Source organism: Duganella sp. Leaf61, from assembly GCF_001421905.1.
GTDB classification, from domain to species: domain Bacteria; phylum Pseudomonadota; class Gammaproteobacteria; order Burkholderiales; family Burkholderiaceae_D; genus Rugamonas; species Rugamonas zoogloeoides.
This window is the reverse complement of sequence record NZ_LMLM01000032.1, coordinates 1-11,554: the sequence shown is the minus strand read 5'-3', so window position 1 is coordinate 11,554 and position 11,554 is coordinate 1. Positions and strand designations below refer to the sequence as shown.

General features: G+C 65.2%; 10 protein-coding genes. 7 read left to right on the top strand and 3 right to left on the bottom strand.

The window, feature by feature from the left end; all coding sequences use genetic code 11:
• The first annotated feature begins 231 nt into the window (after positions 1 to 231).
• Positions 232 to 1,791, top strand: a complete 1,560-nt coding sequence (locus tag ASF04_RS23715) for a mechanosensitive ion channel family protein (protein ID WP_229205175.1) — start codon at positions 232 to 234, stop codon at positions 1,789 to 1,791.
• A 64-nt stretch (positions 1,792 to 1,855) separates the two neighbouring features.
• Here the strand turns inward: ASF04_RS23715 and ASF04_RS23710 are convergent, their stop codons facing one another.
• Positions 1,856 to 4,051, bottom strand: coding sequence for an ATP-binding protein (locus ASF04_RS23710; RefSeq protein WP_156368751.1), 2,196 nt, complete (start codon positions 4,049 to 4,051; stop codon positions 1,856 to 1,858).
• 185 nt (positions 4,052 to 4,236) lie between these two features.
• On the opposite strand from ASF04_RS23710, the gene lldD reads away from it, so the two are divergent.
• On the top strand, positions 4,237 to 5,367 hold the full coding sequence (lldD, locus tag ASF04_RS23705; protein ID WP_056147278.1) for an FMN-dependent L-lactate dehydrogenase LldD: 1,131 nt from the start codon (positions 4,237 to 4,239) through the stop codon (positions 5,365 to 5,367).
• 25 nt (positions 5,368 to 5,392) lie between these two features.
• A complete protein-coding gene (locus ASF04_RS23700) occupies positions 5,393 to 6,241 on the top strand; it encodes a MipA/OmpV family protein (protein ID WP_056147274.1) in 849 nt (282 codons plus the stop codon).
• A gap of 22 nt (positions 6,242 to 6,263) precedes the next feature.
• On the opposite strand, the gene ASF04_RS23695 is transcribed toward ASF04_RS23700, so the two are convergent.
• The gene (locus tag ASF04_RS23695) at positions 6,264 to 7,562 is read right to left on the bottom strand and encodes an MFS family transporter (RefSeq protein WP_056147271.1); all 1,299 of its coding nucleotides are present in this window, start codon (positions 7,560 to 7,562) and stop codon (positions 6,264 to 6,266) included.
• Between the two features lie 209 nt (positions 7,563 to 7,771).
• On the opposite strand from ASF04_RS23695, the gene ASF04_RS23690 reads away from it, so the two are divergent.
• From ASF04_RS23690 to ASF04_RS23680, 3 genes are all read left to right on the top strand, one after another.
• Positions 7,772 to 8,059, top strand: a complete 288-nt coding sequence (locus ASF04_RS23690) for a hypothetical protein (protein WP_056147269.1) — start codon at positions 7,772 to 7,774, stop codon at positions 8,057 to 8,059.
• A gap of 94 nt (positions 8,060 to 8,153) precedes the next feature.
• Positions 8,154 to 9,617 carry a hypothetical protein gene (locus ASF04_RS23685; RefSeq protein WP_056147267.1) on the top strand — a complete coding sequence of 488 codons (1,464 nt, stop codon included), beginning with the start codon at positions 8,154 to 8,156 and terminating at the stop codon, positions 9,615 to 9,617.
• 5 nt (positions 9,618 to 9,622) lie between these two features.
• Positions 9,623 to 10,189: a TadE family protein gene (locus ASF04_RS23680; protein WP_056147960.1), complete on the top strand. Its 567-nt coding sequence runs from the start codon at positions 9,623 to 9,625 to the stop codon at positions 10,187 to 10,189.
• 6 nt (positions 10,190 to 10,195) lie between these two features.
• Here the strand turns inward: ASF04_RS23680 and ASF04_RS23675 are convergent, their stop codons facing one another.
• Positions 10,196 to 11,194: a GlxA family transcriptional regulator gene (locus ASF04_RS23675; protein WP_056147264.1), complete on the bottom strand. Its 999-nt coding sequence runs from the start codon at positions 11,192 to 11,194 to the stop codon at positions 10,196 to 10,198.
• Between the two features lie 125 nt (positions 11,195 to 11,319).
• Here ASF04_RS23675 and ASF04_RS23670 point away from each other — a divergent pair.
• The coding region (locus ASF04_RS23670; protein ID WP_156368750.1) for an alcohol dehydrogenase catalytic domain-containing protein at positions 11,320 to 11,554 on the top strand (235 nt) is incomplete at its 3' end.

Here is an 11,554-nt window from a genome sequence, read left to right as displayed (position 1 = left end):
ATATGATGATCGTCATCATATTGCTTGTCAATGGTTTTTATGATGATCGACATGAATATTTGAGGAGTGGATTCTCGTCAACAGTGCGTGACCGAGACAGCCCGAATGCTAGACTTTGCAGCCTAACTCAACGTGCCAACGTGCTGTTGCGCCCCCCCATTCAGCAAAGAGGTTCATTTGCCCAAGCGATTCTTCCAATCTATCCTGCTGTGCCTGATGCTGGCGATGAGCATGCCCGCAGTCATGGCCGCCGCACCCAAGGCGCCAGCGCCGGCGGCGGAAACCCCTACCGACAACATGGGCCGCGAAACGCCGCGTTCGGCCGTGGCCGGCCTGATCGGCGCCTTGGCCGAGCTCGACTACGACCGGGCCGCACAGTACTTCGATGTGCCCGATCCGGCCAACAACCGCCAGCAACTGGCGGTCGCCACCCAGGCCCGCACCTTCCACGCCATGCTCGACGACAGCGGTTCGCTCAAGCCGTTTGCGACGCTGTCGAACCAGGAGACCGGCAAGCTCGACGATGAGCTCGATGCCGACAAGGAAGACATCGGTGAAGTCACCCTGCAAGAAAAGAAAATCCCGATCGTGATGACGCGCAGCGCCGACGGCGAGCCCAGGATCTGGCGCATCTCGAAAGAGACGCTGAGCCAGATCTCGGCGGCGGCCCGCCGCGTGCCGGTCCCGGCCGCCCCGGCGGAAAACGAGGTGCTCATCGGCGGGGCGCCGCTCAAAGACTGGGCCACGCTGCTGGGATTGGGCGTGGCGATTTTTGGCGGTTTGTGGCTGCTCTCGGTGGTGCTGGTGGTCGGCACCCGCCGCTTGCTGTCCGATCCAGCAGCCAGCAGCCCGTTCCGCTTCTTCGAGGCAGCGTTGCCGCCGTTCAGCCTGCTCGTGGGCGTGTTCGTGTTCTACAACTGGGCCGACCAGTTGCCGGTGTCGATCGTGGCGCGCCAGACCTTGCTGCGCTACACCGGCATCGTTACAGCCATCGCGGTGGTGTGGTTCAGCCTGCGGCTGGTCGATGGCATCGCCGACCTGGCCATTACGCGCATGCAGCGCCACCAGCGCCGTCAAGTCGTTTCCGTGATTATCCTGGTGCGGCGCGCCGTGAAATTCCTGCTGCTGGCGTTTTCCGTCATCGCCATCCTCGACACCTTCGGTATCGACGTCACCACCGGTATCGCCGCGCTTGGTATCGGCGGTATCGCGCTGGCGCTGGGCGCCCAGAAGACCGTGGAAAACCTGGTGGGCAGCGTGACCCTGATCGCCGACCGGCCGCTGCAGGTGGGCGACTTCGTCAAGGTGGGCGACGTGGTGGGCACGGTCGAAGACGTGGGCATCCGTTCCACCCGCATCCGCACCGGCGAGCGCACCGTGGTGACGGTCCCCAACGGCGACCTGTCGGCGCGCCAGATCGAAAACTACGCCGACCGCGACCGCTTCCTGTTCAACCCGATCATCGCGATTGCCTACAGCACGCCGTCCGCCAAGCTGCGCGAGGCGATATCGATCGTGCAGCAGATTATTTCCGGTAATGTGAACATGGCCGAAGGCGGCCGCGCGCGGCTGGGCAATATCAGCGACCGCTCGTTCAATATTGAAGTTTTTTCCTACATCAACGTGAAGGAATTCGACACCCAGGTCATTATCCGCGAGGAGCTGCTGCTGACTATCTACGAGCAGCTCGAAGCGGCTGGCATCGAGTTGGCTTTCCCTACTCAGACAGTGGTGTATCTGAGCAAGAACCCGGAAGAGGGCGACGACGCGCCGGTGCTGGTGCGCCCTTGAGGATACTGTTTACCGCGCGCGTTGATTTCCTCGACGATGCATGCGCGCTTGCTCACCGCTGCGTTTAGCTGGTCGTTGCGATATCCGCCAGCGCTTGCCCGAGCTCCTGCCGCAGCGCCGCCAGGTGCTGGCCTATGGACTCCAGCGCACCCGCATCGGCCAGTTGTTCGATCCGGTGGCAGCGCTGCGACAGCGCGGCGGCGCCCAGGAAGGCGGCCGCGCCGCGCAGGCTGTGGGCGGCCAGCGCCACTGCTGCTGACTCGCCTTGTGCCAGGCCCTGCTCGATGATCTGCAACAGGCGTGGACCTTCGGCCTGGAACGCGGCGCGCAGGGCGCGCTGCAAGGTATCGTCGGCTGGCGCCAGGTCGGTCACGCCGAACATCGTGTCCAGTTCGCGCCGCCGGTCGGTTGCGGTTTGTGCGCCAGCCAGGGGCTTGCCCAGCGACAGTAACGTCGCGAGCTGGCGCGCGATTTCGGCGTGCAGGTCGGCCTCGTCCACCGGCTTGGACAGGAAGCCGTTGGCGCCCGCCGCCAGGAAATTTCGGCGCTCTTCCACCGTGGCGTTGGCTGTCAGCGCGATCACCGGCACTTGCGGGTTGCGCACGCCGTCCATGCCGGCGCGCAGGCGCCGCAGCGCGGCAATGCCGTCCATGCGCGGCATGCGCCCGTCCATGATCACCAGGTCGTAATCGTGCGCGGCCAGTTGCTCCAGCGCTGCCACGCCGTCTTCGGCAATGGTGATGGCATGGCCCATTTCGCCCAGCAGTTCGCGCAGGATGATCTGATTGGTGCTGCCGTCTTCGGCGCACAGTACCGCCAGGCGGGCGCCATGCGGCGTGCGTGGCGCGACGGCCGATTGCGGCGCCGGTGTGCCGGGGGCCAGCGGCAGGTAGACGCGGAACACGCTGCCCACGCCGGGCTCGCTGCCGGCTTCGATGCGACCGCCCATGGCGGCGGCGATATTCTTGCAGATCGCCAGGCCCAGGCCGGTGCCGCCGTACCTGCGGGCGGTGCCGGCGTCGGCTTGCGCGAATTTCTGGAACAGGCGGTCGAGGGCGTCGGCGGCAATGCCGATGCCGCTGTCGCGCACGCTGAGCACTATCCCTTCGCTATCGGCGGCGGCGCCCAGGCGCACTTCGCCGTGGTCGGTGAACTTGATGCCGTTGCCCACCAGGTTGACCACGATCTGGCGCACCCGCGTCGGGTCGCCGCGCCACCAGGCGGGCAAGCCGGGGTCGAGATCGGCGATCAGCGAAATGCCCTTGGCCTCGGCGCGGTCGGCCAACAGGTTCACCACGTCGTGCAGCAGGGCCGGCAGGTTGAAGTCGAGCGTTTCGAGCGGCATCTTGCCCGCTTCCAGCCGCGAGAAATCAAGGATGTCATTGATGATTTGCAGCAGTACTTCGGCATTGCTGAGACCGACGCGCAGCTTGCCGACGGTATCGTGCGGCAGTCCCGCATCCTTCAGCGCCGAGCGCAGCATGCCGATCACGCCGCCCAGCGGGGTGCGGATCTCGTGGCTGATCATGGCCAGGAAATCGCTTTTAAGCTGGTTCGAGACTTCGGCCGCCCGCTGCGCAGCCAGCGATTCGGCCTGGCGCACCTGCGAGGCCTGCAGGTCGGCTTCGCGCTGCTGCAGCGCGAGGATGTGGGCACGCTGGCGCGCCAATGCGCCGTCGAGCCCGTGGAGCAGGTAGGTACAGGAGATGGTCAGCACGGCGGCGACCAGCAAGAAGTTAATTGTGAGCAGGATCCAGTGCGCCAGCGGGCTGATCACCAGGACGGCCACGCCGGTTTCGATGCCGCCGGCCACGCCGGCCACGAACAGGGTGGCGCTGCACCACAGCAAGGCGCAGATGGCTGCCCGGCTGCCGATCAGCACCGTGCACAGCACCGGTACCGCCAACAGGTAAATCTGCGACAGCGGGCCGATGGAAAACAGCACTGCCACCGCAATCAGGTAGGCGATCGCCAGCAGCGCGCCGGCGCGCCAGTGGTAGGACAGTCCACGCCGGAAATTGAGCACGGCCATGCCGGTGACGGCAACGATGTCGGCCACGACCAGCGTCCAGTGGCCCTGTTTGGCGCCGCCCCACATGCTGGGCAGCATGACCACCAAACCGAGCCAGAAAGCAGCGCTGCACAGGCCGTCCAGCAGACGGGCGCGCCAGCCGTGCAGGTCCAGGTCGTCCTGGTCGAGCGCCGCCACTCGCCGCTGCAGGGCGTTGCTCAGGGCGCGTGCCGGAAAACTGTCTAACAAGGGGAACTCGCGTATTGAGGTGATTAGCGGGGAATTCTACTACTTTTTACGCATGGAAATTAACAGCCAATAACCGGTAACACCATGAGTAACGCGCATCTTTGTGATTGATGCTGATTGCCAACGATTGCAAAAGAGTAGCAATGATAGAATCGGGCAACCCCCGCCAATCCGTCTGCCAGCCCATGATCGTTTCATCCGCAACCGATTTCCGCGCCGTCGCGCAACGCAAGCTTCCTCCCTTCCTGTTCCATTACCTCGACGGCGGCGCCGGCGCCGAGCAGACCTTGCGCGCCAATGTCGATGACCTGCAACAGATCAACCTGCGCCAGCGCATCCTGCAAGGGTCGGAAGACCTGGACCTGACCACCGGGTGGTTCGGCAACACCTACGGCATGCCGATCGCGCTCGCGCCGGTGGGCCTGACCGGCATGTATGCACGCCGGGGCGAGGTGCAGGCTGCGCGCGCAGCCAGTGCGCGCGGCATCCCGTTCATCCAGTCCACGGTATCGGTGTGCCCGCTGGCCGAGGTGGCCAAGGCGATCGACAAGCCGCTGTGGTTCCAGCTCTATGTACTCAAGGACCGCGCCTTCATGCGCGACGTCTTGCAGCGCGCCAAGGCGCTGGGCGCCACCACGCTGGTATTTACCGTCGATATGCCGGTGCCGGGCGCGCGCTACCGCGATGCCCACAGCGGCATGAGCGGCCCCAACGCCGCGCTGCGCCGCATGCTGCAAGCGGTCACGCACCCGGGCTGGGCCTGGGACGTGGGCCTGCACGGCCGCCCGCACGACCTGGGCAACATCTCGGCCTATCGCGGCCAGGTAACCGGACTGGCCGACTATATCGGCTGGCTGGGTAACAATTTCGATCCGGCCATCGGCTGGAGCGACTTGCAGTGGATCCGCGACGAGTGGGACGGCCCGATGGTGATCAAGGGCATCCTGGAAGCGGACGATGCGCGCGCTGCGCTGTCGTTCGGTGCGGACGGCATCGTGGTCTCGAACCACGGCGGGCGCCAGCTCGACGGCGCGCTGTCCACCGCGCGCGCGCTGCCGGCGATTGCCGAGGCAGTCAAAGGGAAGATGACCATCTTTGCCGACGGCGGCGCCCGCACCGGCACCGACATCTTCCGCCTGCTGGCGCTGGGCGCGGACGGTGTGCTGCTGGGCCGGGCGTTCGTGTATGCGCTGGCGGCGCAGGGCCAGGCTGGCGTGGACAAGCTGCTGGCCATCCTGGAAAAAGATATCCGGACCACCATGGTGCTCACGGGCGTAAAATCGGTGCGCGAGATTGGCCCGCACTTGTTGGCCTGAAACCGGGCCTGAACCTGGAGTATTGATGAAGGTACGTTTGTGGACCGTGGTGGTGATGTGTGCGTTGGCAGCCCCGGCCGTCGCCCAGCGGGTGGAACCGGCCCCGGTTCCGGTTCCAGCGCCGGACTTGCCGCTGTGGGAAGTCGGCCTGTTCGGCGGCGCCGCCAGCACGCCGGCCTATCCGGGCGCCGATGACCGTTCGCAGCGGGCACTGGTACTGCCGATGGTGATTTATCGCGGCAAGGTGCTGCGCGCCGACCGTTCCGGCATCGGTGCGCGGTTGCTCAACACCGACCGGGTGGAACTCGACGTCGGCTTCGCCTTATCGCTGCCGGCCAAGTCCGACGACGTGGGGGCCCGCGCCGGCATGCCCGACCTCAATTCGTTACTGGAATTTGGCCCGCGCCTGAAAGTGCGCCTGGCCGAGACCGCGATGTCGCGCCTGCGGCTGGAGTTGCCGTTGCGGGTGCCGCTGGAACTGGGCAATGGCTTCAAACGCCAGGGCCTGGTGTTCGAGCCGCGCCTGGTGGCAGAGACCGGCGACCGCAGCGGCGTGTGGCAAGCCGACGCCAACCTCGGCCTGGTCCTTGGTAACGCCCGCCTGAACCAGTACTTTTACGACGTGGCGCCGCAATACGCCACCGCCGAGCGACCCGCCTACCAGGCGGGCGCCGGCCTGATGATGACCCGGCTGGGCGTGAGCCTGTCGCGCCGCGTCTCACCCGACTGGCGCCTGTTCGGCTTTACCCGCTACGACAACCTGAGCCACTCAGCCAACCGCGACAGCCCCTTGCTGCGCAAGAACAGCGGCTGGTCGGCCGGTATCGGCTTTACGTGGACCATTCACCGGTCGGCGGCGCGGGCCTGGGAGTAAATCGCAGGCCCGGCGCTGCCGGTCAGTGATCGGTATGCAGATACGACGGCGTCTTCGGTAGGCGGGTGCTGAACAGGAAGGCGATCACCATCATCACCGTCACATAGACGAAGAACCAGTTTTCGTGGCCCAGGTTCTTGAAGGTGAGGCCCACGAATTCGGCCGAGCCGCCGAAGATGGCGTTGGCGATCGCGTACGAGAAGCCCACGCCCAGCGCGCGCACTTCAGGCGGGAACATTTCCGCTTTCACCAGGCCGCCGATCGACGTGTACAGGCTGACGATGGCCAGGGCCAGCGTGATCAGCAGGAACGCCAGCACCGGACTGTCGTTACCGCGCAGCATGGCCAGGATCGGGAAGGTGGCGATCGCGCCCAGGGCGCCGAACAGCATCATCGAGTTGCGGCGGCCGATGCGGTCGGCCAGCATGCCGAACAGCGGCTGCATGCACATGTAGAGGAACAGCGCGCCGGTCATCACGATACTGGCGGTTTTGGCCGGCATGCCGGCGCTGTTGACCAGGTATTTTTGCATGTACGTGGTGAAGGTGTAGAAGATCAGCGAGCCGCCGGCCGTGTAGCCGATCACGGTAATAAAAGCGGCGCGGTGGTGCTTGAAGATGTAGGCCAGGGTGCCGGCTTCCTTGTTGTTCATGTCGGCGGCTTTGCTGGTTTCGTGCAGGGTGCGGCGCAGCAGCAGCGACACCACGGCGGCAATCGCACCGATCACGAACGGAATGCGCCAGCCCCAGGCCTTCAGCTCGGCTTCGGTCAGGAATACTTCCAGGATCACCACGGTCAGCACGGCCAGCAACTGGCCGCCGATCAGGGTCACGTACTGGAACGACGAGAAGAAGCCGCGCTGGCCGCGCAGCGCCACTTCGCTCATATAGGTGGCGGTGGTGCCGTACTCGCCGCCCACCGACAGGCCCTGGAACATGCGCACGATCAGCAGCAGGATCGGCGCCGCCACGCCAATGGTGGCGTAGGTAGGCAGCACGGCAATCGCCAGCGAGCCGCCGCACATCATCATCACCGAGATCATCATCGATTTCTTGCGGCCCACGCGGTCGGCAATGCGGCCGAACAGCCAGCCGCCGATCGGACGCATCAGGAAGCCGACCGCGAACACGGCCGCGGACTTCAGGAATTCGGTGGTGGGGTTACCGCTAGGGAAAAACTGGCTGGCAAAATAAATCGAGGCAAACGAATAAACGTAAAAGTCGAACCATTCGACCAGGTTGCCGGAGGAGGCGCTGATGATGGCAAACACGCGTTTGCGTTTTTCCTCGGCAGTGTAATGGGGTTGTGTTGTGGCGGTCATGCTGCTCCCGTTGCTGTAAGTAGATATCACGTTCCTGAACATGTTTTATTCATGAACAATGTTTCTGATTGTAAAGCATCTTCGACAACAACGTGTGCCACGTTGGTCAAGCCTGGTCTTTCATACAGTGTGACCAGGGTTAGCAAGCGCACGTTGAACGGACTCCAGCGCGTGTATCTTTCAACAAAACCAACCGAAGGAGCATTGCCATGAATTTGGATAAGCCTGTCAACAAGCCCGTCGCCTACCCCGACCTGGTCACAGACCACGAGCCGACTTTTGTTGACAACCTGCCGCAGCGCGTCAAGCAACTGCTCGATCAAACCAGCTCCAGGCTGGCCCACAACGAACTGCGCGAGTGGGGCAAGCTGCTGCTCACGCAGGCGCCGGCCATCCAGGCCGGCATCGCCCGCCGGGTGGACAAGCGCACAGTCAAGAAGACCGCGATTGCGGCGGTGGCGCTGGGCGTGGGGTACTACCTGCTCAAGCGCCGCTAGCACCGCGACGTGCTGATGACAGATTTGCATCACTGCGCCAAAGACTATTGAGTTGTAGCAATGCCATATATTTCCTTCGATCTACGATTGCGCGATGGAAATATCAGACGCATTTTCTCGTCGGCGCCAGCGCGGCGTCACCTCCCTCATGTTCATCATGATCGTGATGGGCCTGCTGGTGTTCAGCGGCATGGCGCTCGACCTGGCGCTGGTGCAGTACCGCCGCCAGGAGCTCGATCTCGCCGCGCGCACGGTGGCGGTGGCCGCCGCCCAGCAGCTCAATGGCAAGGCTGGCGGCATCGACAACGCACTGGCCAAGGGGGCGGAGGCGCTGGCAGACCTGCGCTATCGCTATGGCTCGCGCCGGTTGACGTGGCGCGACGACATGCTGTCGTTCGGCGCCACGCCAACCGGCGGCTGGCAGAGCGCGGATGCGGCCAGGGCGGCGGCGGCGGGACTGCTGTTCGTGCGCGCCGATACCGGCAAGCTCGATGCGGCGGTCGGTTCGGTCACGCTGTTCATCATCAGGATGCTCCACTCTTCCATGCAATCGGTGGCGGTGGCCGCCACTGCCGTGGCGGGCCGCTCCGGCATCGACGTCATGCCGCTGGCGGTGTGTGCGATGTCCGGGCTGGCCGGTGCCAAGCGTGTCAATGCCGGCCCGCCGGCCACCGAGGAGCTGGTGGAATACGGCTTCCGGCGCGGCGTTGCCTACGATCTGATGCAACTCAATCCGGACGGCGTCGTTGCCGTCAGCTTCGTGATTCATCCCACGCTCGCAGCGGGGCAAGCCGGCGGCTCTGGCATTGCCGCCGGACTGAGCGATGCCGTGGTGGGGCCGCACGTCTGTACCGGCCAGCTGGGCATTACAACGCTGCAGGGCGGCAAGGTGATGGTGGCGCAGCCGTTTCCGTTGGCAGCGTTGTACCGCCAGCTCAACTCGCGTTTCTCCCAGTACGAAAACAGCCTGTGCACGGCCGAGACAGCCGTGGTGGACCGTAACGCGCGGCCGTACCTGCGAGACGGCGGGGTGCCGTGGATGGCCGCCACACCCAATGAGCAAGGCGCGCAGGTCACCACCACCGGCGGCAAGCGCCGCACCGTTGCCGACCTGTCGCCAGCGCCCGCCGGCACCGATCCTAAAGCATACGGGCCGTTGTGGGCCTATGCCAGGGCGGTGCCGTTCAGCGAATGGACGGAGGGCGTCGATGAACCGGCAGCCGGCTACGCGACCTTTGGCGCTGGCGACTGGGCCAGCCTGTACGCACCGGGCGCGCCCGCTGCCAAGAACTATCCCGGCACCATCCCCTACCAGAGCACGAGCGGGACCAATTTCCAGGCGCCGCCGGTGGCGCAAAAGGGCGTGACCAATCGCCGGGTGCTCAACGTGCCCTTGCTGGCCTGCCCGGTGGCGACCGGCGGCCCCGAGCCGGCCACCGTGCTGGCCATCGGCAAATTCCTGATGACGGTACCAGCCACGCCGACCACGCTGTTTGCCGAGTTTGGCGGCCTGGTGCCCGAGCATACCCTGGGTGGTCCGGTGGAGTTGTACCGGTGAGCGCCATGCGCAGGGTGGGCGGCCTGGTGACGGCGGAATTTTCGCTGGTGCTGGTGGTGTTTCTGACCATCGCCTGCGGGGTGCTGGAAGTGGGACGCGCCATGTACCTGTACAACGCCTTGTACATGGTGACGCAGCGCGCGGCGATTGCCGCTGCCAGCGCCGACTTCTCCAACCCGCAAGCGATGGCGGCGGTGCGCCAGCGCGCGGTGCTGCGCACCACGCCCGGCAACCTGATCATGGGCGCGCCGGTCAGCGATGCCCATGTGCGCATCGACTACATGTCGTTGTCCGGCGCCGGAACGGAGGTGATGCAGCCCATCGCAGCCGGCAACATGCCAGCGTGCCCGGTGAACAACCGCATCGCCTGCATGAAGGATCCCAACAGCGCCGCGTGCATCCGGCTGGTGCGGGTACGGATCTGCGATCCCGCCGTCACCGCCGAGTGCGAGCTGACTGCCTATCGCGCCATGTTCCCGCTGGTGAAGCTGCCTCTGCAACTGCCGATGTCCACGACGATTACCCCTGCGGAAACTCTGGGCGCCGCGCCGGGCGCCGGACCTTGTCCGTAACGCGTTTCAGCCATCAACCCCGGTGGTGGCGAAGCGCTCGCGGTACACGCGCGGCGTGATGCCGAGCTTTTTCATGAAGACGCGCCGCATATGGGCTTCGTCGGTGAAGCAGGCGCGCGCCGCCACTGTCTTGAGCGGCAGCGCCAGGTCGGCCAGCAGCTGGGTGGCGCGCTCGAACCGGCATAGCTCGATGAACTCTTGCGTGCTCAGGCCCACCTCCTGCTGGAACACACGGGCGAAATGGCGCTCGCTCATCATTGCGCGCTGTGCCAGTTGTGCCACCGTGAGCTTTTCGTCGAGGTGCTCGAGGATCCAGTTTTGCAGTTCGCGGATGGTGGGGCGGGTGGTACGCTCGCTGAGCAGGTGGGCGCTGAACTGCGACTGTCCGCCCGGGCGTTTCAGATACACGACCATCTCGGTGGCCACTTCCAGCGCCAGATCGCGGCCGTAGTCTTCCTCCACCAGCGCCAGCGCCAGGTCGATGCCAGCGGTGACGCCCGCTGACGTCCACACATTGCCGGAGCGCAGAAAGATCGCGTCGGCATCGACTTCGATGGCAGGGTACTCGGCTTGCAGCCGCTCGGCCACGCTCCAGTGGGTGGTGGCGCGTTTGCCATCGAGGACGCCGGCGGCGGCCAGGAAAAAGGCGCCCGAGCACAGCGCCGTCAACGCCTTGATGCGCGGCGCCACGGCCGCCACCCAGGCGATAATGGCGGCGCTGTCCACCAGCGCTTGCCGGATGTGGCGCGCGCCGACGATAATGGCGTTGTCGGGCAATGCCAGCGGATCGAGGGCCTTGGTGGCGTCGAGCGACATCAGGGTGTCGGAACGTACCGGGCCGGCCTGGCACGAGGCAATGCGCACGTCGTAGCCGGGCGGGTGGCCGCGCCGCTGCAAATGCAGGTTGGCGTACTCGAAAACGGACATGGGGCCGACGGCTTCCATGGCCTTGAAGCCGGGATAAACCACGATGTCGATGGTGATTGCTGCGGGTGTGACTGTCATGAAGCGGTGGTGTCAGGAGAAAATCCGGTCATTATTGCACCAAATCCTGCCATTCTCCGGGGTGCTGCCCCACGCGCAGGCTTGCGGGTGCCAGAATCGCGCATCTTCAAGCAAAGGGAACCACCATGAAAACCAAAGCAGCCGTAGCCTGGCGCGCAGGCGCGCCGCTCACCATCGAGGAAGTGGACCTGCAAGGCCCGCGCGCCGGCGAGGTGCTGATCGAACTCAAGGCCACCGGCATCTGCCATACCGACTACTACACGCTGTCCGGCGCCGACCCGGAAGGCATTTTCCCGGCCATTCTCGGCCACGAAGGCGCGGGCATCGTGGTCGATGTCGGTCCCGGCGTGACCACGCTGA

What these genes read in the sequence shown, in the direction of transcription:
- ASF04_RS23685 (WP_056147267.1), top strand. Translation starts at nt 8,154, where the DNA reads ATGGAAATATCAGACGCATTTTCTCGTCGGCGCCAGCGCGGCGTCACC.
- ASF04_RS23700 (WP_056147274.1), top strand. Translation starts at nt 5,393, where the DNA reads ATGAAGGTACGTTTGTGGACCGTGGTGGTGATGTGTGCGTTGGCAGCC.
- ASF04_RS23715 (WP_229205175.1), top strand. Translation starts at nt 232, where the DNA reads ATGCCCGCAGTCATGGCCGCCGCACCCAAGGCGCCAGCGCCGGCGGCG.
- lldD (WP_056147278.1), top strand. Translation starts at nt 4,237, where the DNA reads ATGATCGTTTCATCCGCAACCGATTTCCGCGCCGTCGCGCAACGCAAG.
- ASF04_RS23690 (WP_056147269.1), top strand. Translation starts at nt 7,772, where the DNA reads ATGAATTTGGATAAGCCTGTCAACAAGCCCGTCGCCTACCCCGACCTG.
- ASF04_RS23675 (WP_056147264.1), bottom strand. Translation starts at nt 11,194, where the DNA reads ATGACAGTCACACCCGCAGCAATCACCATCGACATCGTGGTTTATCCC.
- ASF04_RS23695 (WP_056147271.1), bottom strand. Translation starts at nt 7,562, where the DNA reads ATGACCGCCACAACACAACCCCATTACACTGCCGAGGAAAAACGCAAA.
- ASF04_RS23680 (WP_056147960.1), top strand. Translation starts at nt 9,623, where the DNA reads ATGCGCAGGGTGGGCGGCCTGGTGACGGCGGAATTTTCGCTGGTGCTG.